The sequence below is a fragment of the Eubacterium sp. BL-380-WT-2B genome, assembly GCF_009696115.1.
Lineage (GTDB): Bacteria > Bacillota > Clostridia > Eubacteriales > Eubacteriaceae > Eubacterium > Eubacterium callanderi.
Genome location: NZ_VUMP01000002.1, coordinates 178168 through 193999, shown reverse-complemented (window position 1 = coordinate 193999; position 15832 = coordinate 178168). Strand labels below are relative to the sequence as shown.

Genomic DNA, 15832 nt, shown 5'->3' with positions numbered 1-15832 from the left:
AATACCTCCTTTAGAAACCGTTTATAAACTAAGTTGCTGTAATTATTATAACATTTTAAAAATTGGATAAAAGGGGCGAACGCATCCACCCCTTTATTCCATCACTCATTTTTTTCAACACTACTTCCACTGGCCTCTGCTTCAGCTGCTGCAACCCTCTCTAGACGCTCTTTCTCAGACGTGTCATAAACTGACAAGTCCCCTTTACTATAGATATCATATTCATCAAGCCGTTTCATGGATTTGAAGTAAGATGCCATCATAAAGACCATAATCACACAGAGGGGCAGGCCACAGACAATGACCGAAGTCTGCAGGGCGTCGGTTCCGCCGGAAATCAACAAAGTATATGCTGCTAAAGCCATGATAGCGCCCCAGAAAATACTGACAATTCTTGGAGGACTTGCCTCACCAGTTTCATCTTGAAATTCCTTGAGTGTCATGGCTGAAATAGACATAGTCATTGACTCAGCCAAGGTAACAAAGGATAAGATAACAATAAGAAGGGCGATTACGTTCATAAACTGGCTCCACGGCAGCTGGTTGAAGAATGCGTACAGCGCCATATCTGAGCCTACCTGCTCAACGATCTGTCCAATATTTGTTCCAAAGAATTTTTCAAGGATAATGCTGCCGCCGCCAAATACGCCAAACCAGACAAAGGAGAACACAACCGGTGCGATCAGGTTAACTGTAACAAATTCCCGAATTGTCCGGCCATAAGCCAGTTTGACTAGGAATAAACCAATCAACGGCGCAAAGACCATCCACCAGGTATTAAAGAATACATTGTTTGCTCCTACCCAGCCTGTCCTGGCAATGGGGTCTAAGAACAGTGAAAGGTTAATAAATTCATTAAAATACTGTCCGATGGCCGTAATGGTCAACTCTGTAACACCAATGGGATCAACAACAATAAACGAAAAGATTAATACGAAGAAGTATAAAACTGTGTTCAAATTACTGATATAGGTAATCCCTTTGTGCAGACCCGAAATGCTGGAGGCTGTATAGAACACTGTCATAATGGCGATGATAATCAGCCAGTTGACCATATTGCTTTCAAAGCCGACAATCGTGTCCAGACCGCGGGCAATCTGAAGTGTCGCAAAACCAAGAGATGTGGCGATCCCGCCGATAATTGCAAAAATAGCAACAGCATCGATAAAATTACCAATGCCGCCATAGGTTTTTTTGCCCAAAAGCGGATACAGAGAGGTACAGACACGGTAACGTTTTTTCGCATTGTAAATTAAGAATACCACACAAAGGCCTGCAGTCGTGTAGATGGCATAGGGATGCAGGCACCAATGCAGGAATGTATATTTTAAAGAGTTCAGAATCGCGCCGGAGGACAGGGGTTCTACACCCAAGAACGCCGGAGGATTGTACACGAAGCTGATGGGTTCATAAACGCCATAATAATTGATGCCGACGGCAATCCCCGATGTTAGCGCAATGGCAAACCAAACCGGTTTGCTCATTTTTGGCTTTGCGTCAGGCCCGCCCAGTTTAATCTTTCCGAACTTACTGAACCCGGCCCACAGGCAGAAGATAACCATAAAAAAGGCTACAGGCGTAATAAACCATGAGAAATATTTCAGAACAAAATTTAATGCCGCGTTGGCGCCGTTGGCAAAGGTCTGCGGTGCAATGCAGCCAAAAGCTACGAAAATAACAAGGGCGATTCCCGATGAAAAGAATACCCACTTATTCACAATATCAAAGAATCCCTTCTTTTCTGTTGTTTGCTGCTTATCCATTTTTCCCCTCACTTTCATAATTCATTTTATGCCACAAGGAACATTATAGAGGAATTAAGGCAGACTGTCATCTGCCTTAATTCAAGATACACACATTCTTAATTGTATTTAGCAATTAAAGCTTTCAAGATATCGTCACAGTCCTTGCTGACGTCTGCCGGGATGGTTTTAGGCTGATGGTTTTCAAGAATATCTCTGACTTTTGCATTGGCCAGGTCTTTAAGCTCTGGTTTTCCGTCTGCTTCCCAGTTGGTGTATACTTTACGGTTAAATAACTGTGGAAGCCACCATTCGGTTTTGAACTTTTCAAATGTCTGGCGTTCGGCCAAGAAGTTTCCGCCAGGTCCTACATTTTTGATAATGTTGACAGCCAAAGACTCGTCTGTTACTTCAATACCGCGGATAATCTGCTTGGTCTGTCCAATAATTTCGTTTGCGATGACAAGGGCTTCCATGGAGGTTAGCAGACCCGATTCCATGTATCCGACATCATGGATTAAATTACCGCCATAGAGTGCGGACATCAGGATACTTGTTGCCTGATCAATGCCGTGCTGCTGGTCAAGACACTTGGAGTCTGAGCAGCCAGCTGTTGTGAATACAGGAAGGTTATAAAACTGAGACATTTTGCTCAGTCCGCCCTGCAGCAGATTGAATTCTGGTGAACTGTAGGTAATCTGCATTGAGGACATGTCCACGCAGGTACAGACGCCGCCCATAATATAAGGCGCACCCTCTTTAATCAACTGGTTGATTACCAGACCGGACAGGGATTCGGCCAGTTCGACAACCATAGTACCTGCCAGTGTAACCGGGGCAGTCATACCTGCCTGAGCAGCAGAGGTGTAGACAGCCGGCAGTCCATGCTCTGCCATGGTCATCATAACATCCAATCCTTCGTTTTCGTGGATCAGCGGGGTGATCGGCTCAGAATAAACTGCGAAAAATGGATATTTTTCAAGTTCTTCATAGCTGCCGCGCACTTTTGCACCCATATCGATCATTGCCTGAACATTGTCACGGTTATAAGCCCAGTGTAAAATCGGCTTCGGAGAGTTTTCAAACATTGCCTTAAAGCAGTAGACATCTAAAACGCTGGTTTCGACACCATCAATGGTCCCAAAGTCCATCAGATAGTCAATGTTTGGAAGCGCATCCATTACCTTCACGGCCTTGCAGGTATCTTCATAATGAGGAATTTTCCGCTCACCGGTGTATGGATCCAGTGTATTGATAACGGTGGGGCCAGGTCCGTAATAAAAACGCTTGCCGCCAAGGATCATCTTGGATTCCATATCCTGAGAGTAGAGTGTTACCTGGGAAGGTGCGGACTGAATAGCGCTTTCAACCATCGCAGCAGGGAAACGAACGCGTCTGCCATCGACGAAGGCTCCTGCTTTTTTAAGAATTTCCAGTGCCTTGTCATTATAGACATCAACACCGACCTCTTTTAATACCTCTAAAATTGCCTGATGAATCATTGCGCATTGATCATCGTTAAAAACTTCAATACCTAATTGTTGTCTACTTGTGTAGTTGCATAAGTTATCCATCGTTTTCTCCTTTTTCTCTTGATCAACAAATGCGATCGTTTTTAACATAAACCTTTTGGGGTGATATTAATGCAAGACCTGTGCCATATTCGTAAAACATTTTAAAAAAGTGGTAGTTTCAACTGGGATTTGTGGTTTTCCAACCTTATATATACAAAAGTCTCCTTCCTGTCATAAAATTTTATTCCATTTTATTAAGAAAGAATTTCTATTGAAAACGTATTAATCCGTTTGAATAAAAAACGTCAAATTTGTCAAAAAATGTAAAAATTATTTTGACATTTTTTACACCTGCCAAAAATGTTAAAAAAATAACGAAAACTTTTTGGTAAGCTCTTTAATTTTGTCAAAAAATGTAAAAATTGTTATTATTTGTCAAAAAAACGTCCACTTTTAAGACGCTTTTTTTGACCTACGCACCCTCCGTTTTTTTTCTTAATGCTTTTCCGAAAGTACTTTTTCTTTGTTATATATATATGTAATCAAAGTTTAAGACACTTTATTTTTACGAAAACCAGAAATTTTGGCACGAGTATTGCATCTCTTATCCAGCAAACATAAACTTTTTTAATCTATCAACTTTTGGAGGGAATATATATGAATTTTGATCACGCTTATTTTGAACAAGACAGAGAAAACATTTCGAAGAAACTGGATATTGGCAAAGAAATTATTTATCTGACAAAACCAGAATGTGAGAATATCGGCCTCACACGCGACGATATTCTGGAAATCACCAAGAAAACGTTGATCTCCCACGGAAAAAAAGAATTTGAGATGCCCGCAAAAATTGGCGTTCATCCATGGACAGAAGTCTTTTTCCATGCAATGCCAGCCTATGTTCCAGAGCAGAGAGCCATTGGGTGTAAGTGGATCGAATGCTACCCAAACAATCCAAAGAAGTACAATCTTCCACAGACAACTGGCCTTTTGGTATTAAACGATGTGCTTTCCGGTGTCCCTGTCGCAGTGATGGACTGTGCCTGGATTACCGCCATGCGCACACCAGCTGTTACAGTCTTAGCTGCTGCTGCCCTTCATCCAGATGCTGAAAACTTTGGTATGTTTGGTTGTGGTGTACAGGGGATTGAACATGTGCGTTATGTCACGAGAACACTCAAAAATCTGAAAAAAATTTATGTATATGATGTCGTGGAAGCTGCTGCTGATAACCTGATTAAAATTGTCCAGCCCGAAATTGATGTTGAAATCATCAAGGCTGCTTCGCCTCAGGAAATCGCTGAAAAATGTGAGGTCATGAGTTCTGCCACCATCATCCTAAAAGATCCTTTGTGCGTTGTTAAGGACGAATGGATCTCAGCCGGGCAGACCATTGTGCCCTGTGACATGAACACCTTCTTTGACCTTAAGACACAGTACCGTGCCGATAAATACATTGTCGACAGCAAAGAGGAGCACGAGCTGTTTGCAGAGATGGGCTACTTCCCGGCAGATAAGGGGCTCCCGGAGGTTTACTGCCAGACCGGCGAGATTCTCGCTGGCTTAGCTGAAGGCCGAACTTCCAAGGATGAACTGATTGTCTGCAGCAATATTGGGATGTCTGTCTGTGATATGACGGTTGCCCGCGCAATATTCGATATCGCCCTTGAAAAGGGCATTGGCCAAAAGCTTGACCTGTAAAAGCATTCTTATATAAAATTAAAAAAAGTGAGGATAAAATTATGAGTAACTATGCAATGATCAGCGATTATGTTGTAAGCGGAAACGAAAACGGCGTTGTCAATGAAGTTAACGCCGCTTTATCTGGCAATGCAGCACCTCTTGAAATTATCAATGATGGTCTGTTGACCGGTATGAATGTTGTCGGTGAAAAGTTTGCAAACGGCGAAATGTTTGTTCCTGAGGTTTTAATGGCTGCCCGCGCCATGAACGCTGGCATGGACATTGTTAAGCCGCTTCTGGCCGAAGGTGATGTTACCTCCCTTGGTACAGTTGTCATCGGCACTGTCAAAGGCGATCTCCATGACATTGGGAAAAACCTGGTGGTTATGATGCTTGAAAGTGCTGGATTCAAAGTGGTTAATCTTGGTGTTGACGCTAAAAAGGAAGCCTTCGTTGAAGCCGCTAAAGAAAACAATGCGGATATTGTGGCCATGTCCGCCATGTTGACAACCACCATGACTTACATGGATGAAATTATCAAAACCTGTAAAGACGCAGGCATTGATGCCAAGTATATGATCGGCGGCGCGCCAGTAACACCAGCCTACGCTGAAAAGATCAGCGCCATCTACACCGCTGATGCGTCAACTGCAGCCGAAAAAGCCAAAGCATTGGTTTAAAAACTTAAAAACAAACTATTTTGACAAATTTTTAAAATAAAGAACCTGCCCACTCTTTCTTCCTCTTTCAAAAAAGAGTGGGCCATTGATGCGACTGCCTTTGGATACCGTTGCATCCAAAATTCAAAAAATATCGGAGGAATCCAATAATGTATATTAATCGAAAATTTTATGAAAATTATGTCTCTACCCGCGATGTTGAACTTCTGCATGAATACACCCTGAAAGTTTTAAAAGAAGTGGGTGTCTCCTTCAATTGCGAAGAAGCATTGGATATTTTCAAAAAACACGGAGCAACGGTTGAAGGAAGTATTGTTAAAATCGATGAATCCTTATTGAACGCAGCACTGGAGACGGTTCCCAAAACCTTCACTGTTCATACAAGCAGCGGTGAAACATCAATTGGTGAACCCTTCCGTCCAAAAACAGTTGGCTGCTACGGTCCTTCCAAGTTCCTGTTTGAGGATGATACCTACCGTGTGGCCCAAATGGCGGACATGATTAAATTCCTGAAACTTATGGATACCAGCGACGTGACTGATTTTGTCAACAACGCTGCTTTCGATACGCCTGACCTTGACAAAGATCAGGATGACTTTTACCTGCCTCAGGTGGCCATGTGCCTGAAATATTCTAAAAAGCCAACCTACGGCAATGTGGCCAACAGCCTGAACACCCGCGGCAAAAGTCTCAAGGAAGCCGCCCGCGGTATTGCAAATCTTTACAAAGAGTTCTACGATATCTGGGATAAACCAGTTCTCCTGACCAATGCGTGCGCTCTCTCACCCCTTGGTTACTCCTATGAGGTACTGGATAATATTATCGGCTTATGCGAAGAAGGACAGCCTGTAACCATTATCACCTGTTCCATGACAAACATGACTGCCCCGGCAGCGCTGCTTGGAACTGTAATCCAGAACAATGCGACTATTCTGGCCGGTATCGTGCTGACCCAACTCATCAACCCAGGTGTGCCTGTTATTTATGGCTCCGTCTCGAGCGCCACAGATATGCGTGAGGTAGCTCTCGCCATCGGCGCACCGGAGGCTCAGCTGATCCAGATGTCTTCACTGTCACTGGCCCGCTATTATCAGATCCCAGTGCGCACCGGCGTTGCTGGAACAGACTCCATGAAGCCCGATTACCAGGCCGGGGTGGAAACCTTTATGAACCTTATGACAACCTATCTGGGCAAAGCAGACTTTATCCTGCACCACGCGGGTATCCTCCAGTCCTATGCCCTCGGAAGCTATGAAAAATTCGTGATGGACGAAGAAGTTAACCGAATTCTTCTGAGACTGAACCGCGGTATTGATATCAGCGATACAAAAGCAGAAAAGGTTTTTGCTGAAATCAAAAAAGCCGGACCGCTTGGTAATTATCTGTCCGGCAGGACACCAAAAGACTACCGGCAGGAGCACTACCTGACCAAGCTCTTTAACCGCGCCGCCGGAGATCCCCAGCCTATCGCCGACAAAATCGGTGATATCCGCGAACGGGTGGCAAAGGAAATTGAAGAAAGAGTTGAAAATTACACTCTGCCTGATTTAACACAAACTCAAAAACAAATTTTAAACAAATTTTTACCTAAATCTGAAAAATTTTAAAGCCTCAGAAAAATCCCTCTTTTCTAAACCGGTATGCAGCCCCAGCAAGCATACCGGTTTTATTTTTTAAATTGAATTTAAAGAAATGTTTTTACTGAATTTTCATAATCATCCTGTTATTAATTTTCTTATAATTTTGTAATAAATATAAAACTGTTTTCTGCTTTTATAAATTTTTTGATATATTTCATGATTTTAAAGGATTTAATGGTATTTTTCAACAAAACTTTTGTAGATATTTTCAAAATATGATATAATAATCAATAACAAATGCAGAAAGGACAGAAAGGCAGATAATTCTATGAAAGAAACTATTTTTAAAGAAGACCACCAGTTAAACCTCGAAGCCATCGAGGACATTCTTACCTCATTTTATTATGCGACAGATGTTCCGGTAACCTTATATGACCAGAACACCCATCCGTTGGGCACCTACTTTGAGGATAAAAAAATCTGCCGGTACTTTAATCAGTCCGAGACAGAATCCAGCCTCTGTCCAAACGCACTGCACTTTGCTGCAACCTGGGCACACCGTCTTGGAGAGCCCTATATATTTGTCTGTCCCTCAGGCTTTGTCAATATCGCCATCGCCATCCTCGACGGCCAGCAATTTGCCGGTTCTGTCATTGCCGGCCCCATTGCCATGGGAACCATTGAGGAGAGCACTATCCGGGATATGTTCACCATCCACCAGGCCTCACCTGAGGTGCTCTATAATACTACACTCTTTATCCGAAATATGAAAATTTTCACCCCTTCCCAGGTAAACCATTTAGCTAAACTCCTAAACGCGGCGATCCTGAGCCTGTACCCCAATACAGAAGCCTATGAAAAGCTAAGCTCTGAATACCATGATCAATCTGAAATTGGAGAGCGTATCCACGAGCATAAAAAGAACAATATCCCATTGGTTTACCCCTATGAAAAGGAACAGGAGCTTGTGCGGCAGGTGAAGGAAGGTGATCACGAGGGCGCCCAGGTAACTCTCAAATTTTTAGTAAATGAAATTCTGCTGATTGAGGGCGGCAACCTTGAGGTCATCAAGGCCAGAATTCTGGAGCTTGTCACTATTCTCTCCCGGGCTTCGGTAGAGGGCGGGGCTTCGCTTGAAAAGATCTTCGGCCTGAATCTTGACCTGATCACTGAGCTCAATAAAATTGACAGCATCCAGGTTCTGAGCTCATGGACTGTTAAAATTATCGACCATTTCACAAAAAATATTTTTAACAATATTTACTCAGGAGACTCCTATCTGATCAACCAGGCCATTGAGCACACAAGAGCCAATTACATGAACAAAATCACTCTCCAGAAGCTGGCAGACTATCTGCATGTTTCAGATTCCTATCTATCTAAGCTGTTTAAAGAAGAAACAGGCATCAGTTTCACGCAGTATCTCAACGAAATCCGGATTAACCGAAGCAAGGAGCTCTTGCAGAACACCAAAATGAGCATTGTCGAGGTTGCTCTTTTCGTCGGCTATGAGGATCAGAGTTATTTTACAAAGGTTTTTAAAAAAATTACCGGTATTACCCCAAAGAAATACCGGTCAGGAAAAAAATAAAAACGAAATTTTTAAGCCACTCCTCCGAGTGGCTTTAATTGAAAGCTGTCCAGCGCCTCATTGATTTCGTCCAAATCAAAAACGCGATGCTCCACACAGTAGCGGATGATTAAGTCAAAGGTTTCACTGCCGGAAAGAGCATAGCCGGCTTCGCACAAAAGGGCTTCCATCTCGTCCAGATCGGCTTCCAGCGCAATGCCCAGAGCGATGACCGTGGCCTTTGACGGATGGTATTTCGGGTCGCTTCTTATTTTTGAAAACAAACGGCGGTCAATGCCGGCTTTATGGTAGACTGCCTTGTCTGGAAGGCCCCGCGCATCAATCATTTTAAAGAGAAGACCTGTAAAACCCGGTCCGCGATTCAGCACAATGTAGCTGTCCAGGCTTTCCTCTGAAGCGACCAAAGTCCCCTGGCTCAGGCACACGTCCTCTTGATGGCTTTTTCCAAAAACCTTCAATGCTTTTGCCTCTACATTGCGCGCGCACACTGCCGCGGAATCTCTTTGCTTTTTTCTGGCAGATTCATCGACGGCCTGCCTCTGTTCTTTTTCAACAAATTTTCTGAGTTCGGATAAAAATTTCTGTGACAGCATCATAACCTCCGATGTCGCCCTTCAGGCGACCATTTTTCTTTCAAAGATGTTATTATCATATCATAAAAAGAAAGGAGACCTCATCATGAATCTAAATTTAACAGAGATCATTTTTATACTGGACCGGAGCGGCTCAATGGCAGGGCTGGAGGCCGACACCATTGGCGGTTATAATCAATTTTTAAAAGCGCAGGCCAAAAAAGCCGGCGAGCTTCGCGTCACCACCGTTCTTTTTGATCACGAATACGCGTGTCTGTACCAGAGCGTCTGCCCTAAAAACGCCGTACTCACAGACCGACAGTATTTTGTCCGGGGCTGTACAGCCCTCTATGACGCTGTTGGACAGGCAGTGACCGACACAGGCTTGCGTCTTGCCGAAACGCCCGAGTCCGATCGCCCCAAAAAGGTGATTGTCGTCATTACCACCGACGGCTACGAAAACGCCAGTAAAAAATACACACATCAGCAAGTTCAGAATATGATCCGGCATCAGCAGGAAAAATACAGCTGGGAATTTTTATTTTTCGGCGCAAACATTGATGTGGCAAGTGTTGCAGAGACCATCGGCATACAGCCTTTTCGGGCTTTTGGTTATAAAGCGGACAGCGCGGGAATCCACAAGATGATGGCCAGCGCCTGCGATATGGTTTCATCTCTCCGCGCTGCTCCCTCCTGTCAAAATGACACTAAAAGCGATCAGTCGTTTTCCGAAAAAAATAGGCCAAATTGAAAAAAGCCCAGCTTTCGGGCTTTTCATTCGTTTTAGCGCTATATGTTGAAACAGCATATATCTTTTTTGCTCTGCTGACCATGGCTCAACCTTATACAGACCGGAATTCACATCCATAATTTGAGCACAGGCCGCAGTCATGATCCTTTTCCGCGATCTGCATATTTTTATCGGCGCCGTATACATAGCCCATGGTTTTCAAGGGATTGTACATAAAGCCTTCTGTCACAGAAACGTTTAACAGGTCACTGCCGTCTGCTTCCTCCAGAATAACCTTCTGATTCTGAATGGGAATAATGTAGTCGTCCGGCTGGTAACGAACCGTCAGCGCATAGCCCTGCTTCTCGAAAACATCCTCTCGGATAACCGGATAAAAATCATCCGACAGATTGAAGAGCAGCTGGTCGGCAATGGAGTCAATCATCAATCCCTTCAGATAATTCTTTTCGGCAAAGTAAGCGGTGCATCGGTCACTGATTCCAGCGCCCAGAGTGACCATCACGTATACAAAATGGCTGACCTCGCAAAGCCCCTTGTGCATTGGCACACGGCCATCGGCTTTTTTCAGGACATAAATTCCTCTGGCGTCCACTAGTTTTGGAATCTCCTCTGCCAGCTCGTTGTAGGCTGCCAAAAACTCATTGTAATTCGGCTGCGTTTCATAAATATGCATCCGTTTGAACACAATATCCCGCTCCATCCGAATCGGAATATGATAAACCTTTTCCATTTTCACACCTCCTGCTCTCTATTATAACTCATTTTTCAGCCGCGACCAATGCCTCCTCTGTGTTTTCTCTGGTAATGAAAATCACAGACAGGGTCATCAATATGGAGCCCACCCAGGTATTAACACCATAGGGCTCACTAAAAACCAGAATGCCCATCACCAGAGAAACCACGGCCTCAAAGGAAATGATCAGCGAGGTTTTTGTCGGGCCGATGGCTTTGATGGCAAAAGCCACGACTCCCAGTACAAAAACCGTGATAAATCCAAGAATCAGACCATAGAAAAGCTCAAGCGGTCCGATGGTTAAAAAATCCGGCGTGCCTGTAAGGCATCCCTGGCCAAAAAACAGCACACAGCTGATCCCTGCCAGATAAAAAACAATGGCCATATTGTCCATATTCTTCATGCTGCTTTTTCGTATCCCCACAAGGTAAACGCCATAGGCCAGCCCTGCCCCCACTGCCAGAACGCTGCCGATATTCACGATGGAAAAATCAAAATTCATTAGCCATAAAATGCCAAAGACCGCCAGAAGCAGCGAGGCTGTTTTTATTTTGGTGGGCTTTTCCTTAAAAAGCAGGGTCATTATCAGCATGACGAACATGGGATAGGTGAAGTACAGCATTGTGGCCAGACCCACCGGCAAAAAATTAAAGGAGGAGGCCAGCAGAAAGGTCGCGCCGCCGTATCCTGCTACGGTAAAGAAAAAAAGCGCGCACAGCTGTTTTCTGGTGATGTGAAAGCTTTTTTTACGAATCATCATCCAGCCGCCAGCCATAATGAACACCCACATATACCTGAAAAAAAGAACCTGAGCTGAGGTTAACCCAGCATTCATCATCAGCTTTGTAAAGATCGGAATCATCCCGGCGCTGAAAGCGGCACAAATGGCCGCTACTACCCCTTTTGACATTGATATGCCCTTTCACTCTTCTCAAAGTGCCTTCCCTGTTTATTTTTAAAAAATAGCTCTTCAGACTGTGACCAACAATCCAAAGAGCTATCGGTATTTATATTTTTAGAAGGGTTTATAACGAATCAAATCTATCTTAAGCGATAACCATCTGTTTAGCGGTTTCCACAGCCTGAGAGGCTTCGGCAGCATAGGTTGCACCGATTTTTTCGCTGAAAACAGGGGTTAACGGAGCGCCGCCCACCAGGTAGCAGGCGTCTACGCCGGCATCCTTGCAGCCGTTGATAACCTCTTCCATCACGGTCATGGTGGTTGTCAGCATGGCTGACATTGCCACGATATCCGCATTGTTTTCTTTTGCAGCATTGATAAAGTCGTCTGGTTTAGCATCGACACCAAGATCAACGATTTTGAAGCCAGCGCTTTCTAACATCATCACAACCAGGTTTTTACCAATGTCATGGAGGTCGCCCTTAACGGTTCCGATAACAATGGTTCCAAGTGTCGGAAGATCGGTATCCGCGATCAATGGTTTAACAATGGCCATACCAGCGTTCATGGCGCGGGCTGCCATTAATACTTCAGGGACAAACATTTCGCCGTTTTTAAATTTTTCGCCGACAACGTTCATGCCGCTTAATAATCCTTCGTTGATAATCGCAACTGGATCTGCTTTGTCAGCAACCATGGCGTTGACTGCTTCTACAACGCCGCTCTCGTTACCGGCTACAACCAGTTCCCCAAGATTTGCTAAAGTACTCATAATTTTCTCCTGTTTTTCTTAATCAATTTCCCAATGATTTAGATTTCTTTTAATAACTTTTCGAGTTCGGCTGCTTCTTCATCAGCGATAACATAGGCGTGTTTAGAGTCATCCGGGAAAGCGCCGCTTCTGACTTCTTCGCAGTAAGCTGTAAAGCCTTTTAACAGTTCGCCGCCAACATCGGCATATTTCTTAACGAATTTCGGTGTGAAGTCATCATAGTAGCCTACCATATCTGCGTAAATCAACAGCTGGCCATCTGTGTAGGATCCAGCGCCGATCCCCAGTACAGGAATGCTTAATTTTTCAGTAATGGCTTTTCCAACAACTGCCGGAACACCTTCAACCAAGATAAAGGCCGCGCCGGCTTCTTCAATCTTCATGGCCTGCTTAACCAGTTCGATGGCAGCGTCTGCGCTCTTGCCCTGGGCTTTATAGCCGCCCATCTGAGCTGCAAATTGAGGTGTCAGGCCAATGTGGCCCATGACTAAAATACCAACATCCGCGATGGCTTTGATTCTTTCACATACAGAGTCTGTGCCGCCTTCTAATTTGATGGCGTCCACCAGAGATTCCTTGGTGAAGCGGCCAGCATTGAAAACAGCTTCTTCATCCGAAATCTGGTAAGACATGTAAGGCATGTCCCCAACAATAAAGGTATTCGGTGCACCGCGTCTTACCGCAGAGCAGTGTGCGATCATATCATCCATGGTTACAGGGTAGGTGGTTTCATGTCCCAGGGTAACCATCCCCAGAGAGTCCCCTACCAAAATCATGTCGACGCCTGCACGTTCTTCATATTTAGCGGTCAGATAATCATAGCCTGTCAAATAAACGATTTTTTCGCCTTCAGCGGCCATTCTTCTAAAATCGATAATACTTTTTTTCACGATAGTCTCCTTTTATTTTTTGAGTCTCACATATTTCCCAAAGCTCTCAAAATTTTCCGGTATATAACATTTCTTTTTATTTATTTTTAAATACAAGAGGGGGCCGGACAGCCGGAGCTGTCCGGTATTTTAAGTAAGGTTTATTTATGATGTAAAGTTAATGAGGAAATTTATTTTTCGCCTGTTCTTAAGTAGGTATTTAATTCTTCAACCGACATGCCGTCAATCCCCAGGTATTCTAAGGTATAGCCGTTTTCGGTCAAGTCTCTGCCGTGGATCGCGTTAGCCAGGTTAATCATAGAGTCCACAACGGGTGTTTCTACGCCTAAAACATCACCCAACTGCTGGTATACATAGCAGCCAACTGGGATATCTTCAGTGATATAGCGGTTGTTCATGTCGAAGGGGCCGGTGCCGTACTGGATTGGATCCTGTTTGTCGAATGGAATTAAGTAATCCAGTCCCATGTATTCCTGGCCAAGAACATTTTCACGTGAGAAGAAGTGTTCTTTTTCATATGGCTGGATGCCGACGCCCAGTTTTTCAGCTAAAGTGCATTCTTCTTCATAAAAGGTGTACTGTACCTGAGAAATGGATGGGCAGTATGCGTGGGAGTAGATCGAGAATTTATATTTGTCTTCACCGAAGATGGTTCCGAAGTTTTCCATTGTGGATACACCGAGGATTGCGCCTGGGCAGTGAAGAACTGGGTTAACGTTAGAGAAACCAGTATCTAACACCGTATCACCTGCTACCGCGCCGTCGCCGTTGGTTACAGCGTCCATAGACGGTAAGTATTTGGAGCTTTCGATGAAAGCTTCTGTATCGGTTGCCGGCATTGCAGCACCACGCAGGGTGATCGCACGGTAGTATACTCTGATTTTGTGAGTGATAACACCACCAGGCATATCAACACGGCTTCCGTATGTAGAAGAAGACCAGCCGCCGATGATAACTTTTGCTGTACAGCCAGCTTCACGCATCATTTTGCGTAAGATTAAAGAACCATAGTTATCTGGGAAGATGTGGATAACCTGTCCGTCTTCCAGACATGGGATTAATTTTTCAAAGAAAGGTTTGTGGCCGAAGGTCGGTGTTGCAACAACGATGATACCTGCACCTTTAACAGCTTCAGCTACGTCTGTTGTTACCTTGTCCATTTTAGCAAAGCCTTCACGTTCGAAACCGTAGAGGTTACACTGTTCGCCGTAGAATTTGATCCCAACTTTGTCAACATTCATTAATGTTTTCTGTGCGAAGGGTTCCATGTCACAAATTCTCACTTTTGCGCCACCTAAAGCACAGTCCCCTGCGATTGCCTTACCAACACCGCCTGCGCCCAATACCGCAATTGGCTTGTCTTTTAAATAACTCATATCTGCCATTGTTTTCATTCTCCTTTTTTGTTCCTTTGGATTTTCTTTTACTTTTTAATTTGTGTGATGCCATTATATAACGCAATATGCGTGCCAAATTTAATTCCCATGAAATAATAATTACTTTTTTTGGTAAAAAGCCTATTCAAGCCATTTTCTGGAGTTTATTATCATCCAGAAGGATTTTTACCAAAAATTAAAACTGCAAATTTTTTTGCTCTTTTTGGGGGAATCAGGCCCGTTTTTAAAAAAAACCTTTTTTTTATGGCGATTTTAAGCCCTTTTCAAAAATGTGTAATCGGTTTTTGCACATGCATATTTTTTTGCACCACTTATCATCTTTTGGAAATTGACCAAAAAAAGCCGGCATTTTTTCGATATGAGGTGCCAAAATCGGTGCTGTTTTTATTGAAAATCCCAAAGCGCTTGTATGCTTCCATTCCGTTTTATTCGATAGAGTAAAATTTAGCCCTCTTTTGGGGACAAGTCTGCCCGATTCATCCAAAAAATACTCCAAAATATGGAATGATTTGTTATTGACAATTGAAATCATTCTCGTTAGAATTAAGGTAGAATAAATATTGGGGAACGGATTCTTTGTAGGCTTCAATCTCAAAGATCCGAGAGAAGGAGTATTATCATTATGAAAAAACTTAAAGTAACCGATCAGTCCCTCTGTATGAATTGTCTGGCCTGTGAATGGGCTTGTTCAACTGCTTTCTATAAAGACAGAGCCTATGGTCATGATTTATCCTGTATTAAAGTTGACGTAAAAGACAACGGCGACTTAAAAACCAAAGTCTGTGTACAGTGCGGCAAATGCGCTAAAAACTGCGAAGCCGGCGCAATCTCTCAGAATCCTAAGGGTGTCTACATGATCAACAAAAAGCTTTGTACAAACTGTGGTAAATGTGTTGAAGTTTGTCCTTTCGGCCTTATCGTTAAAGCTGAAGACAAGGACAGCCCGTCCAAATGTATTGCCTGCGGCATCTGCGCCAAAGCGTGCCCGATGGATATCCTTGAAATTGTCGAAAGCTAGAAGCTTCA

At 43.8% G+C, this 15832-nt stretch carries 14 protein-coding genes; 6 read left to right on the top strand and 8 right to left on the bottom strand.

All coding sequences use genetic code 11. The annotated features are described in order from the left end of the window. Positions 1 to 101: 101 nt before the first annotated feature. Positions 102 to 1763, bottom strand: coding sequence for a BCCT family transporter (locus FYJ53_RS03845; RefSeq protein ID WP_013381932.1), 1662 nt, complete (start codon positions 1761 to 1763; stop codon positions 102 to 104). A 98-nt stretch (positions 1764 to 1861) separates the two neighbouring features. Then, a complete protein-coding gene (locus FYJ53_RS03840) occupies positions 1862 to 3364 on the bottom strand; it encodes a trimethylamine methyltransferase family protein (protein ID WP_081474251.1) in 1503 nt (500 codons plus the stop codon). 549 nt (positions 3365 to 3913) lie between these two features. Here FYJ53_RS03840 and FYJ53_RS03835 point away from each other — a divergent pair. The 4 genes from FYJ53_RS03835 to FYJ53_RS03820 all read left to right on the top strand — a co-directional run bounded on the left by FYJ53_RS03835 (position 3914) and on the right by FYJ53_RS03820 (position 8790). Then, a complete protein-coding gene (locus FYJ53_RS03835) occupies positions 3914 to 4957 on the top strand; it encodes an ornithine cyclodeaminase family protein (RefSeq protein ID WP_013381934.1) in 1044 nt (347 codons plus the stop codon). 41 nt (positions 4958 to 4998) lie between these two features. Beyond that, complete coding sequence (locus FYJ53_RS03830) at positions 4999 to 5619, top strand: corrinoid protein (protein WP_013381935.1); 621 nt, start codon at positions 4999 to 5001, stop codon at positions 5617 to 5619. A 149-nt stretch (positions 5620 to 5768) separates the two neighbouring features. After that, the gene (locus FYJ53_RS03825; RefSeq protein WP_073381909.1) at positions 5769 to 7226 is read left to right on the top strand and encodes a trimethylamine methyltransferase family protein; all 1458 of its coding nucleotides are present in this window, start codon (positions 5769 to 5771) and stop codon (positions 7224 to 7226) included. Positions 7227 to 7527: 301 nt separating this feature from the next. After that, entirely contained in the window at positions 7528 to 8790 is a 1263-nt protein-coding gene (locus tag FYJ53_RS03820; protein ID WP_013381939.1) for a helix-turn-helix domain-containing protein, read from the top strand. An 11-nt stretch (positions 8791 to 8801) separates the two neighbouring features. On the opposite strand, the gene FYJ53_RS03815 is transcribed toward FYJ53_RS03820, so the two are convergent. Next, complete coding sequence (locus FYJ53_RS03815) at positions 8802 to 9383, bottom strand: hypothetical protein (protein ID WP_013381940.1); 582 nt, start codon at positions 9381 to 9383, stop codon at positions 8802 to 8804. An 85-nt stretch (positions 9384 to 9468) separates the two neighbouring features. Here FYJ53_RS03815 and FYJ53_RS03810 point away from each other — a divergent pair, with 85 nt between their 5' ends. Then, positions 9469 to 10113, top strand: coding sequence for a VWA domain-containing protein (locus tag FYJ53_RS03810; RefSeq protein ID WP_073381911.1), 645 nt, complete (start codon positions 9469 to 9471; stop codon positions 10111 to 10113). 91 nt (positions 10114 to 10204) lie between these two features. On the opposite strand, the gene FYJ53_RS03805 is transcribed toward FYJ53_RS03810, so the two are convergent. The 5 genes from FYJ53_RS03805 to FYJ53_RS03785 all read right to left on the bottom strand — a co-directional run bounded on the left by FYJ53_RS03805 (position 10205) and on the right by FYJ53_RS03785 (position 14794). After that, positions 10205 to 10843, bottom strand: a complete 639-nt coding sequence (locus FYJ53_RS03805) for a 5-methyltetrahydrofolate--homocysteine methyltransferase (RefSeq protein ID WP_013381943.1) — start codon at positions 10841 to 10843, stop codon at positions 10205 to 10207. Positions 10844 to 10871: 28 nt separating this feature from the next. Beyond that, the gene (locus tag FYJ53_RS03800; RefSeq protein ID WP_013381944.1) at positions 10872 to 11756 is read right to left on the bottom strand and encodes a DMT family transporter; all 885 of its coding nucleotides are present in this window, start codon (positions 11754 to 11756) and stop codon (positions 10872 to 10874) included. 136 nt (positions 11757 to 11892) lie between these two features. Continuing rightward, on the bottom strand, positions 11893 to 12519 hold the full coding sequence (locus FYJ53_RS03795; protein ID WP_073381914.1) for a B12-binding domain-containing protein: 627 nt from the start codon (positions 12517 to 12519) through the stop codon (positions 11893 to 11895). Positions 12520 to 12557: 38 nt separating this feature from the next. After that, a complete protein-coding gene (gene panB, locus FYJ53_RS03790; protein WP_013381946.1) occupies positions 12558 to 13409 on the bottom strand; it encodes a 3-methyl-2-oxobutanoate hydroxymethyltransferase in 852 nt (283 codons plus the stop codon). A 170-nt stretch (positions 13410 to 13579) separates the two neighbouring features. Beyond that, positions 13580 to 14794 (bottom strand): NAD/NADP octopine/nopaline dehydrogenase family protein, encoded by a 1215-nt coding sequence (locus FYJ53_RS03785; protein WP_013381947.1) that lies wholly within the window; start codon positions 14792 to 14794, stop codon positions 13580 to 13582. Between the two features lie 634 nt (positions 14795 to 15428). Here FYJ53_RS03785 and FYJ53_RS03780 point away from each other — a divergent pair. After that, positions 15429 to 15824: a 4Fe-4S binding protein gene (locus FYJ53_RS03780; RefSeq protein ID WP_013381949.1), complete on the top strand. Its 396-nt coding sequence runs from the start codon at positions 15429 to 15431 to the stop codon at positions 15822 to 15824. Positions 15825 to 15832: the final 8 nt, after the last annotated feature.

Coding starts and splice junctions, on each gene's coding strand:
- FYJ53_RS03835 (WP_013381934.1), top strand. CDS start 3,914: ATGAATTTTGATCACGCTTATTTTGAACAAGACAGAGAAAACATTTCG.
- FYJ53_RS03805 (WP_013381943.1), bottom strand. CDS start 10,843: ATGGAAAAGGTTTATCATATTCCGATTCGGATGGAGCGGGATATTGTG.
- FYJ53_RS03785 (WP_013381947.1), bottom strand. CDS start 14,794: ATGGCAGATATGAGTTATTTAAAAGACAAGCCAATTGCGGTATTGGGC.
- FYJ53_RS03830 (WP_013381935.1), top strand. CDS start 4,999: ATGAGTAACTATGCAATGATCAGCGATTATGTTGTAAGCGGAAACGAA.
- FYJ53_RS03815 (WP_013381940.1), bottom strand. CDS start 9,383: ATGCTGTCACAGAAATTTTTATCCGAACTCAGAAAATTTGTTGAAAAA.
- FYJ53_RS03840 (WP_081474251.1), bottom strand. CDS start 3,364: ATGTTAAAAACGATCGCATTTGTTGATCAAGAGAAAAAGGAGAAAACG.
- FYJ53_RS03845 (WP_013381932.1), bottom strand. CDS start 1,763: ATGGATAAGCAGCAAACAACAGAAAAGAAGGGATTCTTTGATATTGTG.
- FYJ53_RS03795 (WP_073381914.1), bottom strand. CDS start 12,519: ATGAGTACTTTAGCAAATCTTGGGGAACTGGTTGTAGCCGGTAACGAG.
- FYJ53_RS03825 (WP_073381909.1), top strand. CDS start 5,769: ATGTATATTAATCGAAAATTTTATGAAAATTATGTCTCTACCCGCGAT.
- FYJ53_RS03820 (WP_013381939.1), top strand. CDS start 7,528: ATGAAAGAAACTATTTTTAAAGAAGACCACCAGTTAAACCTCGAAGCC.
- FYJ53_RS03800 (WP_013381944.1), bottom strand. CDS start 11,756: ATGTCAAAAGGGGTAGTAGCGGCCATTTGTGCCGCTTTCAGCGCCGGG.
- FYJ53_RS03780 (WP_013381949.1), top strand. CDS start 15,429: ATGAAAAAACTTAAAGTAACCGATCAGTCCCTCTGTATGAATTGTCTG.
- FYJ53_RS03810 (WP_073381911.1), top strand. CDS start 9,469: ATGAATCTAAATTTAACAGAGATCATTTTTATACTGGACCGGAGCGGC.